The following is a 20,087-nucleotide window of genomic DNA, read 5'->3' on the forward strand; positions in this document are numbered from 1 at the left end:
GCGTTATTCATATTCACCACGCAATTGTTATACCAATTCCAATAAGTTTCTTCACTCTGAGTGGGAACTAACTTAATGGACTTGGTATTAATTAATTAATTAACCGACTTCTAATTGGAATTTGACAGACATCAAGTACAGGTGGTGGTTTTTTATAGAAAAAGTCATTATCACGATCACGACGTTTTACTAAGCGCTCAGCAAATGCCGTCGCTTCAGTATTTTCTACTTCCAGATGAATTTGATCTACTTTTGCGACATCACTCATCAACTGCATACTCATTATCTGAGTGAAGCGACTAGGATCCACCGCATCATCGCCCTCAATCACGGCTGTGCGCTGTATCGCTTGAATATGCTGCATGCCATACACCACACGACCAAAAATTGACATAATGCCATCTAAATAACGCGGCGCTTGACCAATAACAAAATAAAAATGACTTGAGGCAGAGTCCGCTTCATTATTTCTCGCCATGGCTAAAGTCCCCGGACAATGGGTTAACCACGCCTTACTCTCATGGGTATTTTTAGCTTTTTTATAGGCCAGAGCAAAGCTATCTTTAAAGCCCGTATGCTCGGCAAATAAATCTTGATTTTGTACTGGCGTATAGGTCCAATTTTCAGTGACTTTAAATTCTGCTTCCATGGCAAGTAAAGCTACCGATTGGTCTTTTTTACTGCCGTCTTTAGGTCCAGCCTGAGCAACAAAACCGTCAATGACCCGATAAAATTTAGTGCCATCATAAAAGCCTTGTTTGGTTAATTCTCTAAACTGACTGACATGCTTAGGGGCAAACTGCGGCGCTAATTCAATAACCACTTTTCCGTGCGGCAGGGTTAATAGCACGGAATTATTGAGCGCGACTTTTCGCCATGCCAATTCAGTGGCACTTTGCGCTCCGCAAGCACCGATAAAAAATAACGCGGTTACTGTAAGTATGGTTTTTAAATAAACTCTCATGGCAATTCATTTTTCTATTTTAAAGGTGAGTAAATTAAATGCTATCATAGCCACCGGTAAAATTTAACTATATCCACCTTGGAGTATTTCGTGAACAAAAGCCTTATCACCAACCTTATTGCATTAGCTTTGACTTTAGGGGGCTATTTTAGCGAACATCATATTCTTTTTACGCTAGGCCTTTTTGCTTTATCTGGTGCCATCACTAACTGGCTTGCCGTACATATGCTCTTTGAGAAAGTACCGCTACTTTATGGCTCAGGGGTGATCCCAGCGCGTTTTGAAGAATTCAAAGTGGCTATTCGTCAATTAATGATGGAACAATTTTTTACTGAACAAAATATTGACCGTTTCCTTTCTGACAGCTCAGGTAAAGCCAGCACCATTAATTTATCGCCGGTTATCGATAAAGTCGATCTTAGTCCTGCGTTCAAGAGTTTAGTGGAAGTGATTGAAGAATCATCATTTGGGCCAATGCTTGCCATGGTTGGCGGTAGTGAAGCAATACAGCCAATGAAAGAACCCTTTATTGAGAAAATGAAACTCGCCATGCAAGATATCGTGCAAAGTGAGCAATTTAATACTCTGCTGAGAGAGGAATTAGAGCAGCCGGATATAATTTCCGGCATGCGGGATAAAGTCAGCGACATTATTGAAAAACGTCTCGAGGAATTAACCCCTCAGTTAGTTAAAGAGATCATCCAAAAAATGATCAAAAAACATTTAGGCTGGTTAGTGGTGTGGGGTGGTATATTTGGTGGTGTTATTGGCGTAGTTGCCGCACTCACTAATAACTTTTAGCTATATGACTCCTCTGGCAAGTGTAATTTACAATATTTGATAAATAAATTTACACTTATAAACTAATCACAAAAAATCCTAAAAATTAATCTTAGTTTTGTCACTATATGGCATAAAAATATCTTTAATTACGCCCTACGTTTACGTTATGCTTGAGTGATTAAAAATTAGAGAGTTTAGACTCATAAGCGCGATGATGCCTTATTGAGGTAACTCTCCTCTAACATAAGGTAAACTTCTGTCATGTTTGGTAGTTTAAAGGCTTTGCCTGCCGATCCAATTCTTGGATTATTGGCTAAATATAGAAAAGATAACAACCCAAATAAAATCGATTTAGGTGTTGGCGTATACAAAAACGAAGCAGGTCACACTGCGATACTTAATTGTGTAAAAAAAGCCGAACAACATCGCTTAACGACAGAAGACACCAAAGTTTATATTGGTCCTACTGGCTCAGAGTTATTCAACGATGAAATGGCTAAGCTTATTTTTACCGCTGAGCATAAAGTCTTAAACCAAAATCGTGCTCGTACCGTATCTACCCCTGGTGGTACTGGTGCTTTACGTGTTGCAGCTGAGTTTATCAAGTCTTGTAAAGCCGGCGCGACCATTTGGGTAAGCAATCCAACCTGGGCAAATCACACCGGTTTATTCCAAGCTGCCGGTTTAAACGTTAAAACTTACCCTTATTACGATCATGAGAACAAAAGCTTAGACTTTGATGGCATGTTAACTGCGCTTAAAGCAGTTAGCAGTGATGATGTAGTGTTATTACACGCTTGTTGTCATAACCCAAGTGGTATGGATTTAAACAAAGAACAATGGCAACAAGTTGCTGAAGTCGCTAAAAGTGTTGGTTTCACGCCGTTAATAGATATGGCTTACCAAGGTTTTGGTTCTGGTTTAGACGAAGATGCTTACGGTTTACGTTTAATGGCGGAAACAGTTAAAGAAATGATCGTCTGTAGTTCATGTTCTAAAAACTTCGGTCTATACCGTGACCGTATTGGTGCTTGTACCATCATTGGTGAATCAAGCACAGCGGTTGATATCGCTAAGTCGGTCTTACTTTATGTGATACGTGTTATTTATTCTATGCCTCCAGCACATGGCGCGGCTATTGTAGAAACCATCCTAAGTTCAGATGAATTACGTAATGAATGGTATGGCGAATTAAAAGAAATGCGTGATCGCATTAATGGCAACCGCAAATTAATCGTTGATAAGCTTGTAGAAAATGGCGTAACTCGCGACTTTAGCTTTATTCAACGTCAAAATGGTATGTTCTCTTTCTTAGGTATTACCCCTGAGCAAGTGCAACAGTTACAAGATGAATACAGCATTTATATGGTCGGTTCTAGCCGTATGAGTATCGCTGGCATTGCCAATAGTAATGTTGATTACTTAGCGAAATCTATTGCTAAAATATTGTAAAGAGCGCGAACAAGTTCCCGCCTACTGGCAATAACGGTAGGCGGCTTATTTTTAAGAAAAGTAATCGCGCAAATACGAAAATTAATATGGATTACCGTCAGACAGGCTGAGCTTTTTTTATTCTAATAGAGTAAAATATGCTTCAGCCTTTTTTATTGGCAAAATTTATAAGCAGTGGACTAATACCCAAAGGTATCGTTAATGACTCCACTTGTTACTACTTATATGAGATTCAAGTTTGTTTTAAAGGAAAAACCTGTGACTGTTCCCGGTAATTTATTTATTCTTTCTGCGCCAAGTGGTGCCGGAAAATCAAGCCTTATCAATGCGTTACTAAAGCAAGAAAATCAAGCATCTAGCAGAGCTATGCAAGTATCCGTTTCTCATACCACCCGAGATATTCGTCCCGGCGAAAATAATGGTGAACATTATCATTTTGTTAGTGTTACCGAGTTTAAAAAACAAATCGATCTCGGCGCCTTTTATGAATATGCTGAAGTCTTTGGTAATTATTATGGTACTTCTGCAGCCGCTATCGATGCACAACTTGCTCAAGGCATTGATGTATTCCTTGATATTGATTGGCAAGGTGCCCAACAAGTTCGGATGAAAAAGCCAAGTGTAACTACTATATTCATTAGTCCCCCCTCTAAAGAGGAACTAGAAAATCGCTTACGCGGTCGAGGTCAAGACAGTGATGAAGTGATTGCCAGCCGCATGGCACAAGCGCAAGCTGAATGCTCTCACTACAAAGAATTTGATTACATTATCGTCAATGATGATTTCGACCAAGCTTTGCTCGACCTGACTACTATCGTAAATAATCAGCGCCTGAAGTGCCGTCAGCAAAGCATTGCTCAGCAAGAATTGTTTAGCAAACTGCTAAACAATGACGCAACAGCGTCTGCGGAATAAGTGGTATACCCAAACCACTTGAAGATGTGTGTTTCAGGACGCTTGAACAATTCATGATTAAGTGGCCTCTTTTTATTAAGGGTTATTCCCTTAAAAAAGGAGATAACGAAGAACATGGTTTGCTCAGACGTCCCCACAGGGCTGGTTTAGAAACGCTTTATACTACGTTATCGATTTCGACAATAGAATAACTATTCTCTTCAATCAATGCCTTGCCTAAAGGCATTTCTAATTCCAGCTGAAACCTGCATCTTCATGTAGTTTGGGTATATACTAAGATATTACCTCGGTTGTGTGGTATTGCTTGCTTAATTAGTGAGTGGGCAGTAAAATACGCAACTATTTTGTAAATTGATTTATTTGTTGGAGTGACCTAATGGCTCGCGTAACTGTTGAAGAGGCCGTAGAAAAAGTCGGTAATCGTTTTGATTTGGTGCTAGTTGCATCACGTCGTGCTCGTCAAATTGCAACGGGCGGAAAAGAACCATTGGTTGATGTCGAAAACGACAAACCAACGGTCATCGCTTTGCGTGAAATCGAAGCAGGTTTAATTACTACAGAAATTATGAACAGTTATGATCGCGTACAGCAAATCCAGCAAGATACTGCTGAATTAGATGCTGTTGCAGCGATTGTTGGTGGTCAACAAGACGAATTAAGCTAAGACACCTCTTTTCTATCCTTAGAAAGGTTAAGTTTTAAGCGACTAAAAACGCGTAACCTATTTTCTGGCTGATGTCAGAAAATAGGTTACGCGTTTTTTATTGCCTTTTTTTTAGCTTAGCCTGCTTCTGCTTGTAGATAGAAAGCATCACCGCGCATGCTATATTTACTCATGATTACGCTCTTAATAAATAGACATGGATATAACATATTAGAGAATGCAGGAGCATATTCTCCTGAATAACCATTCTCTGCAATCAATGCCTTGCCGCCAACCTTTTAATGCTCGCTGAATCGTGCATTTCGAGGTAACATAAGTATATTAATAGGGTATCTACTCGAATTACCCCTTTTTTCCCCTTAATTTGGAGTATTAGGTGTACCTATTTGAACCTTTAAAAGAACTTAGCTCTACTTATCTGTCAAAAGTACAAGTTGATTTACTTAAACACGCTTATATCGTTGCGCGTGATGCCCACGATGGCCAAATGCGCTCTAGCGGTGACCCTTATATTACCCACCCAGTTGCGGTAGCCCTTAATTTAGCACAGATGAACTTGGACCATGAAACCCTCATGGCCGCGTTATTACACGATGTTATTGAAGATACCGAAGTTACTAAAGATGAATTAGCTGAACTTTTTGGTCATACCGTAGCTGAACTCGTTGAAGGCGTTAGTAAACTTGATAAATTAAAGTTTACTAACAAAGAAGAGATGCAAGCGGAAAATTTCCGTAAGATGGTACTTGCCATGGTGCAAGACATTCGTGTTATTTTAATCAAACTCGCCGATCGTACTCATAATATGCGCACCCTTGGTTCTTTACGTCCTGATAAACGTCGCCGTATCGCCCGAGAAACCCTAGAAATTTATGCGCCAATAGCCAATCGCTTAGGTATTCATGATATAAAAAATGAACTCGAGCTATTGGGTTTTGAAGCACTTTACCCTATGCGTTCACGTGCGTTGAAATCAGCGGTAAAAAGCGCCCGCGGCAATCGTAAAGCAATTATTGATAACATAGAAAAAGAAATCGCTGCCCGCTTAAAAGAAAGCGGTATTGATGCACAGATAATTGGTCGAGAAAAGCACCTTTATTCCATTTACCGTAAAATGCTTAATAAAGAGTTGATGTTCAACGAAGTCATGGATATTTATGCCTTTCGCGTTATCGTCAATGAAAAAATAGACAACTGCTACCGTGCTTTAGGTGCTATGCACAACCTATTCAAGCCTATTGAATCGCGTTTCAAAGATTACATCGCTATTCCAAAAACTAACGGCTACCAATCGCTGCATACCTCATTAATTGGCCCTCATGGTATTCCGGTAGAAATTCAAATTCGTACCCAAGATATGGACCAAATGGCCGACAAAGGCGTGGCCGCGCATTGGCTCTATAAGCAAGACGGCGACAATGCGGGCACTACCGCACAAATGAAAGCCCGCCGCTGGATGCAAAGTTTATTAGAGCTGCAACAAAGTGCCGGTAGCTCTTTTGAATTTATTGAAAACGTTAAATCTGATTTATTCCCTGAAGAAATTTATGTCTTCACTCCTGATGGTCGTATTATTGAACTGCCCATGGGCGCTACCGCAATCGACTTTGCTTATGCAGTGCACACTGACGTAGGTAATTCTTGTGTCGGCGTAAAAGTAGACCGCAAGCCATACCCAATGAGCCAACCGCTCGATTCTGGTCAAACTATTGAAGTGATTACTTCAGCGTCAGCAAGACCTAACGCTACCTGGCTTAACTTTGTGGTAACCGCCAAAGCTCGTTTGCAAATACGGACTTACCTGAGAAGTTGTGAAAAAGATGAATCTCATGCACTAGGGTTACGTTTATTAAGTCACGCGCTTGGTAAAACGAAGATCGAAGATTTAGCACAAGAGAAAATTGATGAAGTGGTACAACAAAGTGGTAATGATAGTTTTGAGGGATTACTGACCAATATTGGTTTAGGTAATGCATTAAGTATAGGTATTGCCAGACAACTGACCGATGGTTTTACTGAAGATAACAACTTAACCTCAACAGGCACTGGCGCCAAAATGCCGATAATGGGCACAGAAGGCATGTTAGTCAATTATGGTAAATGCTGCCGTCCTATTCCGGGCGATGGTATCCTAGCCTATTTAAGCCCAGGTAAAGGTTTAATGGTCCATCAGCAAGGCTGTCGTAATATTAAAGGCCATGATCAAGGTAGCTTGTTCCCAGTAAAATGGGACAATGATATCGACAAAGAGTTTATTGCCAAATTACGCGTTGAGATTATTAATCATCAAGGTGCATTGGCGCTATTAACCAATGTTATCGCTAAATGTGGCTCTAATGTGCACAGCTTAAATTCCGGTGAAAAAGAAGCAGGTTTATACGTAATAGACATGGAAATAACCTGTCGAGACCGTATTCATTTAGCCGATATTATTCGCAAAATTAAAGTAATGATTGATGTTCAACGCGTCATTCGAAATAAATAATGATCTCGCTTTACGCAACAATAACGGCAAGGTCTACGACTGAACTCACAAAGATTAGCAAATAGAGCGATAAGCTCAAGTAATAGCAATCAGACTAAGTAACAACAGGAAGTTTTATGAAAAGCATTATCAGTACAGACAAAGCACCTAGCGCCATTGGCACTTATAGCCAAGCGGTAAAAGTAAACAATACTGTGTACTTATCAGGACAAATTCCTCTTATTGCCGAAACCATGGAAGTGGTTGAAGGTGACTTTTCCGCACAAGCCGAGCAAGTATTTAAAAACTTAGTTGCTGTCTGTGAAGCTGCCGGTGGTGAAATTAACGACATGGTAAAAGTTAATATTTTCCTAACGGACTTGAGTAACTTTGCCACTGTTAATGAAATTATGAGCCGTTACTTTACTCAGCCTTATCCAGCTAGAGCTGCAGTACAAGTATCTAGATTGCCTAAAGATGTGGCCATCGAAATTGACGGTATCTTAGAACTTCCTAGCGTTAACTAAAATAGGCATTATTAATACTATTGAATCGGCATTGTCTACGCTATATATTCAAGTCACTTATAGACATAAGCTCCCTGAATTCATAGCTTGACGGCTTTGCTTAAATAGCATTACTTTTGCCTATTGACACTGCTGTACCCGAGCTTTGATAAAGAGCCAAGCTAAAATTATTTAAAAGATTAAGAAAATGACTCCAGAAAGATTAGCACGCATCAATTCCATGTTAGACAAACGCCAGCCAGATTTAACGATTTGCATGGAAGGTCTACATAAAAGCCATAATTTAGCCGCAGTTGTACGTACTTGTGATGCCATTGGTATTAGTGATGTTCATGCAGTCTGGAAAAGTGAAGCTGCTGAAGTACGTGGTGGCAGCGCTGCCGGCAGCCAGAACTGGATTGACGTGCATAACTATCATAAAACAGCGGATGCTATTGCCGCCCTAAAAGCACAGGGCATGCAAATATTGGTGACCAATTTGTCTGATACTGCGGTTAATTTTACCGAAATTGATTATACCAAACCAACCGCGATTATTTTAGGGCAAGAAAAATTTGGTACCTCTGATATTGCGCTAGAGCTTGCCGACCAAGACATTATGATTCCTATGGTTGGCATGGTGCAATCATTAAATGTATCTGTTGCTTGTTCGGTTGTTTTATACGAGGCACAGCGCCAACGTCAATTAGCCGGTATGTATGATCAACCTCGCTTGAGTCATGAGCGTCGTCAGCGTACTTTATTTGAAGGTGGTCATCCTATCTTTGCCGAAGCCTGTCAGCGTAAAGGTTTACCTTACCCTGAAATTGATGAAGCCGGTCAAATTGTCGCGGATGAGCTATGGTGGCAAAAAATGCAAATGAACAAAAAAGCTTGGCAACATATTGATGATTAAGCACTAGGATCCTAGCATGCCATTGGAAGCGTTAAGCCAATTATCACAAGTACCTTTGAGTTCACTCAAAGGTGTCGGACCTAGTCTCACTGAAAAATTAGAGAAAATAGGCTTGCTGTCAGTGCAAGATATGCTCTTTCATTTACCGCTACGTTATGAAGATAAAACCCGCATTACCACAGTGCGTGATTTATTAGTCGGTACTTCAACCAATATCATTGGTGAAATTACCGATAGCCAGATCACTCACGGTAAACGCCGCATGCTAGTGGTAACACTTCATGATGGCACTGGTAGTATTCAACTGTGTTTTTTCAGCTTCTCCGCCAGTCAAAAAAATAGCTTAGCCATTGGTAAAAATATTCGCTGTTATGGTGAAGTCAAACGCGGTCCCCGTGGTTATCAAATTGTGCACCCTGAATACAAAGCTCTGGATGACGATAGAGCCTTAACATCCGTTGAAGAAACGCTCACGCCTGTTTATCCAAGTACTGATGGCCTTAGACAAGTTTCCTTACGAAGCTTAACCGAGCAAGCCTTAATTCGATTACAACGCGGCCAAGTAGAAGAATTACTGCCCAACAATATTTTTAACGAAAAGTACTCTCTTAGTGATGCCTTAGCGATTATCCATCGCCCGCCACCTGATGTTTCAATAGAACAATTAGAGCAAGGTCGTCATCCCGCCCAGCAACGATTAATTAAAGAAGAGTTACTAGCCCACAACTTGAGCATGTTAAAGCTCAGACAAAATAGTGATGTTCATGATGCCATAGCATTATTGGGTGATGAGCAAGTTAGCAAAAAATTTCTTGCTGCATTGCCCTTTTCGCCAACGAACGCGCAAGCGCGTGTTGTTGATGAAATAAAAACTGACTTGGCTAAAAGCCAACCGATGATGCGTTTAGTGCAAGGCGATGTTGGCTCAGGAAAAACGTTAGTGGCAGCCTTGGCGGCCTTAACCTCCATTAGTGACGGCTATCAAGTTGCCCTGATGGCGCCTACTGAAATCCTTGCCGAGCAACATGCTATTAATTTTGCTAACTGGTTTACTCCGCTAGGTATCAATGTTGGTTGGTTAGCTGGAAAAACTAAAGTCAAAGCCAAAAGAGAAGCCCTTGAGAAAATGGCTAGTGGCGAAATGCAAATGGTGATTGGCACCCATGCGCTCTTTCAAGCCGATGTAGTCTTTAAAAATATGGCTTTGGTTATTATTGATGAGCAACACAAATTTGGTGTCCATCAACGTTTAACGTTACGTGAAAAAGGTGTTTTTGATAATAAATATCCGCACCAATTGATCATGACAGCAACACCAATTCCACGTACTTTATCGATGACTGCCTATGCGGATTTAGACTCCTCAATTATTGATGAATTACCTCCTGGTCGAACACCAATAAACACTGTGGCTCTCCCTGATTCACGCCGTGGAGACGTTATTGAACGTATTCGACAAGGTTGTGTTAATGATGGCAGGCAGGCGTATTGGGTTTGTACCTTAATTGAAGAGTCAGAAGTACTTCAATGCCAAGCCGCTGAAGACACAGCAATTTTATTAGCAGAACAATTACCTGAATTGAACATTGGCTTAGTCCATGGCCGTATGAAGGCTGTTGAAAAACAAGCCGTGATGGATGCCTTCAAAGCCGGTGATTTACACTTATTGATTGCCACTACAGTGATTGAAGTTGGCGTTGATGTACCTAACGCCAGCTTAATGGTGATTGAGAACCCCGAGCGTTTAGGTTTAGCGCAACTACACCAGTTACGTGGCCGTGTTGGTCGTGGCTCGGTTGCCTCTTTTTGCGTGTTATTATATAAAGCACCACTGTCAAAGACCGCCGTCAAACGCTTAAAAGTATTACGTGAAAGTAATGATGGTTTTGTGATTGCCGAAAAAGATCTTGAAATTCGTGGTCCGGGTGAATTATTAGGCACTAGGCAAACGGGTCTTGCTGATCTTAAAATTGCCGACCTAGTACGTGACGGTTACTTAATCCCCGAAATAAAACAACAGGCGTACCTCTTATCACGCCAATATCCTGAATGTGCGCAAGCACTCATTCAACGTTGGTTAGGCAATAAAGAGCGCTACTCCAACGCTTAATAGGTAAAAATTAAGACAAAGTACTAAACAAGCAAATTAACAATAACAAAAGCACCGCCATTTGAGTGCTACTAATAATAGAGTTTGCAAAATCATGAAAATTACCCGACAACATTTTATTCCACTAGGCCCAGCTATTGCTTTTGGCTGTTATTTATTACTCGGTCACTTTGGTTTAGCAGATAAACCTGCCATAGCGGCAGCAATTACGTTGTTGACGGTAATATGGTGGGTAACTGAAGCGATCCCAATTCCTGCCACCTCGTTAGTACCCTTTGCCTTGTTGCCCTTGTTTGGTGTTGTCGATCACAAAACAGTGGCCTCCGCATTAGGCAGCCATGTCATCCTATTATTGATGGGCGCTTTTATGCTTTCAACGGCATTAGTCAAAAGTGGTGCTCATGAACGTATGGCGGTTTACATGGTGCGTCTGGTCGGTGTTTCCAGTGGCAGGCGTTTAGTATTTGGCTTTATGTTGGCAACCGCTACTTTAAGCATGTGGATTTCTAACACCGCTTCAACGTTAATAATGCTACCTATTGCGCTAGCGATTTTAAGCCATGTGAATAATAGAAAACTAAAAGTAGCCCTGATACTGGGTATTGCCTATTCCGCTTCGGTTGGTGGTATTGGTACTCCTATTGGTACACCGCCTAATGTCATTTTTATGGGTATTTATGAAGAAACTACCGGTCGTGAGTTTGGTTTTTTAGAGTGGATGAAAATTGGCGTACCTGTAGTATTAATTTCTATTCCATTAATGGCGCTTTGGTTAACACGTTCAATCACTTTAGATGAAAAAATTGAATTACCGACCTTGCCTAAGTGGCGCAGTGAAGAAAAGCGCACCTTAATTATATTTGGCCTCACTGCCCTTGCCTGGATCACTCGCGGCGCACCATTTGGCGGTTGGAGTGGCTTTTTTGAGGTCTCTATTGCCGGTGACAGCACAGTGGCACTGTCTGCTGTAGTCATTATGTTTATGACACCTAATGGGAAAGGTGGCCGTATTCTAGACTGGCATACCGCTAAAGAAATACCTTGGGGCATGTTATTACTCTTTGCTGGCGGCATTGCCCTGGCCAAAGGTTTTACCGCTTCAGGCTTAAGCACCATGCTCGGCCAATGGCTATCATCACTGGCCAATTTACCTATGATAGCAATGGTGTTAATTATTTGCTTAGTGGTGACCTATGTAACCGAGATCACCAGCAATACCGCCACAGCAACGCTATTAATGCCGATATTAGCCGTTGTTGGTATCAGTGTCGGTGTTGATCCTGCCATCTTTATGATTCCAGCTGCTATGGCTGCCAGTTGTGCCTTTATGCTGCCAGTGGCGACAGCGCCTAATGCTATTGCTTATGGCACGGGTGAAATAGAGATCAAAGATATGGTGATTGAAGGCGCACTGTTAAGTTTGGTAGTTTCATGCGTTGTTGCCGGGGTAACTTTTTTGTTCTTACATTAACGCTATCAAGGCACTTAATCGATGACAGATTAATTAAGTTAAATAGGGGAAAAAAATCCAACTAGCGGCTAAAGTTAAAGGTAATAAGTAGCAAGATGAGATGACTTACTATGTTATCTATTAGACGTTCAAGCACACTAATATCCTTTGCCTTATGACAAGGTCAAATGCACAGAACAAAATTATTTATGTTATTGTTTTTATGACATATTTAATATTTACTTCTGTGGTACAAGCTGACAATAATGTAGAAAAATTAAGCGTTAGTTATTACCTCGAAGGCCAAAAACACATCGTTTATGGTGAAAAAACACCTCAGGGTTATCGCTTCAATGCTGATTCGGAAAAAGTATTACATCTAGCAAGCTCAAATTGGCCACCTTACATTAGTGAAGATCTTTGCAATAGAGGTTGGATATTTCAATTTGCTGTCGCCATACTCGCCAGTAAAGGCTACCAGGTAAATATTCACTTTTTTCCTTGGGCACGATCGGTAAAAATCGTTGAACAGGGAGAAATGGACATATTATTCCCTGCCTATTACATAGACAAAAAGGCCCCTTCTGATTATGACTTAGGAAAAACTCGTCGAGAACTTTTGGCCTTGTCCAATGCCTTTTCTGGTGGCAGTGTCGCGTTAGTACAACGTAAAGGCGGACAGTTAACTTTAGATGCCGGCTTATCTGTGCTCAATGGCAAAATGATTGGCGTGATACGCGGCTATCAAAATACTCAAGAATTTGATGCCATGATGGCTGCGAAAATGTTTTCAATTGCACAAGCTGCTGATGAATTACAGTTAGTTAAATTACTAGTCGCCAATCGTGTTGATCTTATTATTGGCGATCCTAAAGTTTTTACCTTTAGCGTGAACGTGGCTAACTTATCAACGCTTGAAAAACAGCATTTACTTGAGGGAATGGAACTGGTGCAGCCCGCTTTACAATACCATCCGTTATATTTTGTTATCAGTAAGAAGTCAGCTGGGCACCAGCAAATACTCCGTGATATCAATATAGCCATTAGCCTATTTGAGAAAAGTGGTGAAATAGATCGATTAATCAGTGCTGGCTATCAATGCTCAAAAAATAATGAGGAGCACAATGAAAAAAGCCATTAGGCGAATTAACGCTTAATGGCTTAGTTTACTAAGTCTAATTATTTTTACTAATTAATGCGCTTCATCCCAGTTATCGCCAATGCCATATTCGGCAATTAACGGTACATTAAGCTCTACGGCATCATTCATTAGAGTCACTAGTTTCGCAGTAGTTTCTTCAACAATATCTTGGTGTATTTCAAAAATCAGTTCATCGTGTACCTGCATGGTCATTTTGATGCGGTCATCATTTTGTTCAAGTAACCATGAGTCTACTGCTAACATCGCCTTTTTAATGATATCTGCTGCTGTGCCTTGCATTGGCGCATTGATTGCTGCGCGCTCAGCGGCTTTTTTACGCATACCGTTTTTAGCATTGATGTCAGGTAAATATAAGCGACGACCATATAATGTTTCCACATAGCCCTGTTCACTCGCTAGTTGTCGAGTATCTTCCATGTAAGTTAGTACACCAGGGTAACGTTGGAAATACTTATCTTGATACTCTTGTGCTTGTTGGCGGCCAATATTTAGTTGTTTGGCTAAACCAAAGGCTGACATGCCATAAATCAAACCGAAGTTAATCGCTTTAGCACTACGACGTTGCTCAGTGGTCACTTCATCAAGTTCAACAGCAAATATTTCAGCCGCTGTTGCTCTATGAATATCTTTACCTTCGCTAAAGGCGGTCACTAAACCTTTATCATTTGATAAGTGCGCCATGATACGTAATTCAATTTGCGAGTAATCTATCGCCACTATTTTATAATCTTTAGGGGCAATAAAGGCTTGGCGAATTTTACGACCTTGCTCACTACGAATTGGAATATTTTGTAAGTTTGGATCGGTTGAAGATAAACGTCCGGTTGCGGTTACCGCTTGATGATACGAAGTATGTAAACGTCCGGTTTTATCACTAACCATTAACGGTAACTTGTCTGTATAGGTCGATTTAAGCTTACTTAAACCTCTATTCTCTAAAATAACTTTAGGTAATGGATAATCAAGGGCTAACTCTTGCAACACGTCTTCTGCTGTTGAAGGCGCACCTTTTGGCGTCTTTTTGATGACCGGAATTTTTAACTCTTCAAAAAGAATTTGCTGTAATTGCTTCGGTGATGCCAAGTTAAAACTTTTGCCAGCTAAATTATGCGCTTCAATTTCCAGCTCATCTAAGCGCTGCCCTAAGGTTCTGCTTTGATCGGCTAAAATATCACTATCAATCAATACCCCTGTTTGCTCCATACGTGCAAGCACAGGTAATAATGGCATTTCGATATCATTAAAAACACTTAGCAGCGATGCTGATTGCGCTAGTGCAGGGAAAATAGCGTGGTGTAAACGCAAAGTGATATCAGCATCTTCCGCGGCATAGTGAGCGGCTTTTTCTAGATCAATTTGATTGAAGGTAAGCTGTTTCGCACCTTTGCCAGCAATATCTTCAAACTTTACCGTTTTATAATCAAGGTATTTCAGTGCCAGCGCATCCATATTGTGACGCGTAGAAATACTGTTGTAACAGTAAGATTCGATCATGGTATCAAACTCAATACCTTGCAAAGCGATATCATAATGGCTTAATACGTTGGCATCATACTTAAGGTTTTGACCAATCTTTTTAATGGTCTTACTTTCTAGTAGTGGTTTTAACTGCGCTAATACCCAGTCTTTATCAAGTTGCTCTGGAGCACCTTCATAATCGTGAGTTAATGGTACATAAGCGGCTTTACCTACTTCAATGGCAAAAGATACGCCGACTATTTCAGCCTTCATGTAATCAACACTAGTGGTTTCAGTATCAAAGGCAAACTTTTCACACCCTTGTAACTTTTCAAGCCACTGGCTAAAGAGTGCTTTGTCTAATATTGTATCGTATTGGCATTGTGCAACTTCTACCGCGGTAACTGTCGCAGCTTGCTCACCTGCTGAACCTGTCGACTTAGATCCTTTAGTAGCAGCACTTTCTTCACCGCCTTTACCTAAGTCAGCTAATAGACGTTTTAATTCAAATTTTTGATAAAGCTTAGTTAGCGCCTCAACATCGGGTGCACTGGCCGCTAATTCAGCTGCGGTTTGCTCTAATTCAACATCACATTTAATAGTGGCTAATTTATATGACAAAGGTAGCTGCACTAGCGCATCACGTAGGTACTCGCCTATTTTTCCTTTTACTTTATCAGCATTAGCAATAACTTCAGCCATAGTGCCATGCTCTGCTAACCATTTAACCGCCGTTTTTGGCCCACACTTGACTACACCAGGAATGTTATCAACTTTATCACCCATCAAGGCAAGGTAGTCGATAATCTGATCAGGGCGAACACCAAATTTTTCACTAACACCAGCAACATCCATTTCTACATCTGTCATGGTATTAATCAAACGCACATGTTTAGTAACTAGCTGTGCCATATCTTTATCGCCAGTCGAAATAACGGTTTCTATGCCTAATTCATCGGCTTGTTTTGCCAAGGTGCCAATAACATCATCGGCCTCTACACCAGGGATGACTAATAAGGGTAAACCCATAGCGGTAATAATCTCATGCAATGGCGCTATTTGTGTACGTAGATCATCGGGCATAGGTGGACGATTGGCTTTGTATTCTGGATACATATCATTGCGAAAGGTTTTACCTTTTGCATCAAAAATAGCGATGATATTGCCATTGGGGTAGTCTTTTTTCAAACTACGCAGCATATTCAATACACCGGTGATGGCTCCTGTTGGTTGGCCATCTGCGGTTGAAAGTGCTTGTAAATATGGCACGTGATAGGCTCGAAATAAATACGAAGAGCCATCGACTAATATCAAGGGTGATTGCGTGTTATTAGCATCAGGTGAGGTTGCAGAAGTTGTCATAAGAAATACGCGAAGTGAGTAAAATAAGCTAAAGGTAGCTAAGCATGCCATAAAGTGCAGATATGCTCCACTTTATCAGTGTGCTTAATTGACTAGATCGTTGATCCTCTTGTGGATAACCTTGTGATCAAGTACGAAAAACAGCCAGAAAAATGCGCAGAGCAAATCTGAAAGTTAAAATATAAGGAATTGATTTAATTGATAAATTAATGCTTTCTAAAGCCATCCAAGGCGCATTTTATTTATTTTCATACTATGTGGATAAATTTATTATTAAGTTATTTTTTAGTTGTACAAAAAAACAACTAGGGGAAATAACGAGGTAAGAGATTATCAGAAACTGGCGTGATTACCAGTGTATTATTAAACTTTTTTTACAGTTTATTTACACTTTTACCTAACAAAAAAACATAAGGCAGGAACAGCAAGAGCTAGCAACAGATCAACCAGCTGAATAACGATATATATTAAAAAAATTATCAAAAAAAACCAAATTCCGGCTAAGTTTTACCGGGGATTTTATCCCTATGAAACGTAAAAATATGAATTGATCATTCAATCTACAATTTTAGATAACATATGAATATACCCGTTATTAATCGAGATGCAGGTTTCAGAGTGCACGTTGAATGGTAACGGGTATATATTTGACTATCGCGTTAGTTGAGCAATTTTTGTTTTAGAAAACCATGGATATAATACCGGTAAAACAAATAAGGTTAATAACGTCGCGGTTACTAAGCCGCCAACAATAACACTGGCAAGTGGTCGTTGAATTTCAGCGCCAACACCATTGGACATCAGCATAGGGATTAGACCTAATGCCGAGGTGATAGCCGTCATCAATACCGGACGTAAACGTGATATTGCGCCATCAAAAACCGCTTTTGATGTGTCAATGCCATCTTTAACCAGTTGATTTATGCTTTCTACCATCACCACACCATTAAGTACCGCGACACCAAACAAGGTGATAAAACCAACCGAGCTTGGCACCGATAAGTATTGCTCTGAAATATAGAGCGAGAAAATACCACCAATAACCGCCAATGGCACATTCACTAATATCAGCATCGCTTGACCGACAGAGCCAAAGGCAAAGTAAAGTAGCAAGGCAATTAACGCCAGTGATAACGGCACTACCACAGCAAGGCGCTGCTGGGCGCGTTGTTGGTTTTCAAATTGGCCACCAATAACCACAGAATAACCTGCTGGCAAGTCCACTTTACTCGCAATGGCTGCACGAATATCCGCGACTACACTGCCCATGTCTCGGCCCTGTACATTCGCCTGAATAACCACACGTCTTTGCACGTCATCACGGCGTACTTGTGGCGGTCCAGATTCAAAGCTAACGGTAGCGATATCACCTAAACGCACCCAAGCACCAGTCGGTGATTGTATTCTCAGGTCGGCAATCGCTGCTTGGTTATCACGATACTTTTCCTCAAAACGCACATAAATATCGTAGCGCTCATTACCATTGATTATTTGGCCAGCACTAACGCCGCCAATACCATCTTTAACCACAGCCATAACATCACCAACGGATAACCCATATCGTGATAGCTGTTGTCTTTTCGGTTTAATCACTAGTTGTGCTTCACCAACTATTTGCTCTAGCGCAACATCTCTAGCACCGTCAATTTGTTTGATAGCCGCTTCAATTTCTCGACCTTTACTCGCCAGTATATCTAACTCAGGACCAAACAGCTTAATCGCAAGTTGCGCTTTAACGCCAGAGAGTAACTCATCAACACGGGTAGCAATTGGCTGTGAAAAGTTAAGTAATAAACCCGGAAACTGTGCAAGTTTCTCTGCCATTAAACCCTGTAACTCAAACCGATTTTCTGCGCTGCTCCACTCTGATACAGGTTTTAAGCCAATGTATATTTCAATATTATTGACTGGCTCAGGATCACCACCGATTTCAGCACGACCAATTCGGCTTAGGGTGTACTCTACTTCAGGGAATTCCATTAACATTTTTTCAAGAATGGGGGCCACTGACAAAGCAGTTTCCAAACTTGATGAAGGCGCCAAAGTCGCTCTTAGGTTAATCGTACCTTCTTCAAGCTCAGGCACAAACTCGGTACCAATTTGAGGAACTAAAGCGGCAGCACCAACAAACAATAAAACTGAAGCAGCAATGACTACTTTTGTGTGCTTCATTGCTGCAGTAAGCCCTTTGCGATAAAGCTTGTCTAATGGTTTTAAGACAAAGCTCTCTTTTTCTTTAATACCTTTTTTAAACATATAAGTCGCTAGAGCCGGTACCACAATTAATGCCACTAAAATTGCCGAAACAACCGCTAAAATAATACTGATAGCCATAGGTTGAAACAATTTGGCTTCAACCCCTTCAAAACTAAACAGCGGCATAAAGACCACTAAAATGATGGCAGCAGCAAAGAATACCGGACGGGCGACTTCTTTACCGGCTTCTTTTAACCGCAAAGCAATACCTTCATCATCGTTTTCGGCCTTATAGGGAACAAGAGACTGTGGGTCGAACGTACCTGCATCTGTGCCTAAATTTCTCTGTTGGGCATTTTTATAATGCGTTGCATCAGGTCTATTGAGATGTTTAACCATGTTTTCAACCATCACTACAGAGCCATCAACTAGCATACCAATAGCAACAGCAATACCGCCTAACGACATTAAGTTAGCGGATAAACCTAACCAAGACATCACCATTAACGCGATAGCGATAGAAATAGGAATTGAAATGAGCACTAAAAACGTGGCGCGTAGGTTCATTAAAAACAGCGCGAGCACGATGGCAATGAAAATAAACGCTAAGGCTAAGGCGTCCACCACGGTATCAACCGCTTTAGTAATTAAATCCGCCTGGTCATAAAACGGCTCAAAACGAACGCCTTCGGGTAACGCTTGGTTGATCATTGGAATGCGCGCCCTAATACCATCAATGGTCGCTTTGGTATTTGCGCCCATACGTTTTAGGACAATGCCGGTAACCACTTCACCTAAGCTGTCAATGTTACCCTCTGCGTCTCTGCGCGTCATAGTAACCGCACCTTGGCGAATCTCACTGCCCAATGAAACTTTAGCAACATCATCAATAGTAACGACAGTACCCGCAACCGTTTTCACTGGTACTTGTCTAATATCGGCTAAACCAGCTTCGCCACTATTAAACCAACCCGTACCACGAATCACTAATTGCTCTTGCCCACGGTTCATATACCAACCACCAACATTGGCATTATTATTCTCAAGTGCCCTAACAATATCGTTTTGCGTTAACTGATATGACAATAATTTGCTTGGTTCAATGTTTACCTGATACTGCCTAACATTACCGCCAAAAGACAAGACATCGGTAACACCATCTACCGGCATAACCAATAACTTCACTATCCAGTCGTTCAAACTTCTTAACGTCATTGAGTCATAACCAGAATCTTTGTCAGCAATTAATAAATACTGAAAGATTTGACCCAAGCCCGAGGTATTAGGTCCCATGGCCGGTGTACCTACACCTTGAGGAATTAATTCTTTCGCCGCTTGCAAACGTTCAAAGACCAGCTGGCGAGCAAAATAGATGTCGGTGCCTTCTTTAAAAACTACCGTTACGCCCGACAAACCTGTTTTTGAAATTGAACGTACTTGTTCGACATCAGGCAGTGCATACATGACAGCTTCAATAGGATAAGTAATTAGCTGCTCAACTTCTTCAGCGGCTAAGCCAGGTGCTTCGGTATTTATGGCTACCTGAACATTGGTTACGTCAGGAAAAGCATCTAAATTTAACTTGGGGATCACCATAATAGCTGCCGCCATCGTGGCGATCAGTGCGATAACTACCAATAGTCGATTATTGATCGACCAATCAATCATTTTATTAAACATAATTT

General features: G+C 41.0%; 13 protein-coding genes. 10 read left to right on the plus strand and 3 right to left on the minus strand.

The window, feature by feature from the left end:
* Positions 1 to 91: 91 nt before the first annotated feature.
* Entirely contained in the window at positions 92 to 964 is an 873-nt protein-coding gene (locus F580_RS0115715) for a peptidylprolyl isomerase (RefSeq protein WP_019028702.1), read from the minus strand.
* A 90-nt stretch (positions 965 to 1,054) separates the two neighbouring features.
* Between F580_RS0115715 and F580_RS0115720 the strand changes: the two genes are divergently transcribed.
* The 10 genes from F580_RS0115720 to F580_RS0115765 all read left to right on the plus strand — a co-directional run bounded on the left by F580_RS0115720 (position 1,055) and on the right by F580_RS0115765 (position 13,365).
* On the plus strand, positions 1,055 to 1,765 hold the full coding sequence (locus F580_RS0115720; protein WP_019028703.1) for a DUF445 domain-containing protein: 711 nt from the start codon (positions 1,055 to 1,057) through the stop codon (positions 1,763 to 1,765).
* Between the two features lie 243 nt (positions 1,766 to 2,008).
* Positions 2,009 to 3,199 (plus strand): amino acid aminotransferase, encoded by a 1,191-nt coding sequence (locus tag F580_RS0115725; RefSeq protein ID WP_019028704.1) that lies wholly within the window; start codon positions 2,009 to 2,011, stop codon positions 3,197 to 3,199.
* Positions 3,200 to 3,457: 258 nt separating this feature from the next.
* Positions 3,458 to 4,114: a guanylate kinase gene (gmk, locus tag F580_RS0115730; protein WP_026301478.1), complete on the plus strand. Its 657-nt coding sequence runs from the start codon at positions 3,458 to 3,460 to the stop codon at positions 4,112 to 4,114.
* 376 nt (positions 4,115 to 4,490) lie between these two features.
* Entirely contained in the window at positions 4,491 to 4,778 is a 288-nt protein-coding gene (gene rpoZ, locus F580_RS0115735) for a DNA-directed RNA polymerase subunit omega (protein ID WP_019028706.1), read from the plus strand.
* A 376-nt stretch (positions 4,779 to 5,154) separates the two neighbouring features.
* Complete coding sequence (spoT, locus tag F580_RS0115740; RefSeq protein ID WP_019028707.1) at positions 5,155 to 7,263, plus strand: bifunctional GTP diphosphokinase/guanosine-3',5'-bis pyrophosphate 3'-pyrophosphohydrolase; 2,109 nt, start codon at positions 5,155 to 5,157, stop codon at positions 7,261 to 7,263.
* A gap of 116 nt (positions 7,264 to 7,379) precedes the next feature.
* The gene (locus tag F580_RS0115745) at positions 7,380 to 7,769 is read left to right on the plus strand and encodes a RidA family protein (RefSeq protein ID WP_019028708.1); all 390 of its coding nucleotides are present in this window, start codon (positions 7,380 to 7,382) and stop codon (positions 7,767 to 7,769) included.
* Positions 7,770 to 7,956: 187 nt separating this feature from the next.
* Positions 7,957 to 8,664 carry a tRNA (guanosine(18)-2'-O)-methyltransferase TrmH gene (trmH, locus tag F580_RS0115750; protein ID WP_026301479.1) on the plus strand — a complete coding sequence of 236 codons (708 nt, stop codon included), beginning with the start codon at positions 7,957 to 7,959 and terminating at the stop codon, positions 8,662 to 8,664.
* 16 nt (positions 8,665 to 8,680) lie between these two features.
* Entirely contained in the window at positions 8,681 to 10,774 is a 2,094-nt protein-coding gene (recG, locus tag F580_RS0115755) for an ATP-dependent DNA helicase RecG (RefSeq protein ID WP_019028710.1), read from the plus strand.
* A 94-nt stretch (positions 10,775 to 10,868) separates the two neighbouring features.
* Positions 10,869 to 12,245 (plus strand): SLC13 family permease, encoded by a 1,377-nt coding sequence (locus tag F580_RS0115760; protein WP_019028711.1) that lies wholly within the window; start codon positions 10,869 to 10,871, stop codon positions 12,243 to 12,245.
* Positions 12,246 to 12,447: 202 nt separating this feature from the next.
* Positions 12,448 to 13,365, plus strand: coding sequence for a substrate-binding periplasmic protein (locus F580_RS0115765; protein WP_157443138.1), 918 nt, complete (start codon positions 12,448 to 12,450; stop codon positions 13,363 to 13,365).
* Positions 13,366 to 13,416: 51 nt separating this feature from the next.
* Here the strand turns inward: F580_RS0115765 and polA are convergent, their stop codons facing one another.
* Positions 13,417 to 16,206 carry a DNA polymerase I gene (polA, locus tag F580_RS0115770; protein ID WP_051092100.1) on the minus strand — a complete coding sequence of 930 codons (2,790 nt, stop codon included), beginning with the start codon at positions 16,204 to 16,206 and terminating at the stop codon, positions 13,417 to 13,419.
* 651 nt (positions 16,207 to 16,857) lie between these two features.
* Positions 16,858 to 20,082 carry an efflux RND transporter permease subunit gene (locus tag F580_RS0115775; RefSeq protein WP_019028714.1) on the minus strand — a complete coding sequence of 1,075 codons (3,225 nt, stop codon included), beginning with the start codon at positions 20,080 to 20,082 and terminating at the stop codon, positions 16,858 to 16,860.
* Between the last annotated feature and the right edge of the window lie 5 nt (positions 20,083 to 20,087).

It is taken from the genome of Colwellia piezophila ATCC BAA-637, assembly GCF_000378625.1.
GTDB classification, from domain to species: domain Bacteria; phylum Pseudomonadota; class Gammaproteobacteria; order Enterobacterales; family Alteromonadaceae; genus Colwellia; species Colwellia piezophila.

Excerpts from the sequence above, each read along its gene's own strand:
- recG (WP_019028710.1), top strand. The coding sequence starts at position 8,681 with ATGCCATTGGAAGCGTTAAGCCAATTATCACAAGTACCTTTGAGTTCA.
- F580_RS0115715 (WP_019028702.1), bottom strand. The coding sequence starts at position 964 with ATGAGAGTTTATTTAAAAACCATACTTACAGTAACCGCGTTATTTTTT.
- F580_RS0115775 (WP_019028714.1), bottom strand. The coding sequence starts at position 20,082 with ATGTTTAATAAAATGATTGATTGGTCGATCAATAATCGACTATTGGTA.
- F580_RS0115745 (WP_019028708.1), top strand. The coding sequence starts at position 7,380 with ATGAAAAGCATTATCAGTACAGACAAAGCACCTAGCGCCATTGGCACT.
- polA (WP_051092100.1), bottom strand. The coding sequence starts at position 16,206 with ATGACAACTTCTGCAACCTCACCTGATGCTAATAACACGCAATCACCC.
- rpoZ (WP_019028706.1), top strand. The coding sequence starts at position 4,491 with ATGGCTCGCGTAACTGTTGAAGAGGCCGTAGAAAAAGTCGGTAATCGT.
- F580_RS0115765 (WP_157443138.1), top strand. The coding sequence starts at position 12,448 with ATGACATATTTAATATTTACTTCTGTGGTACAAGCTGACAATAATGTA.
- trmH (WP_026301479.1), top strand. The coding sequence starts at position 7,957 with ATGACTCCAGAAAGATTAGCACGCATCAATTCCATGTTAGACAAACGC.
- F580_RS0115725 (WP_019028704.1), top strand. The coding sequence starts at position 2,009 with ATGTTTGGTAGTTTAAAGGCTTTGCCTGCCGATCCAATTCTTGGATTA.
- F580_RS0115760 (WP_019028711.1), top strand. The coding sequence starts at position 10,869 with ATGAAAATTACCCGACAACATTTTATTCCACTAGGCCCAGCTATTGCT.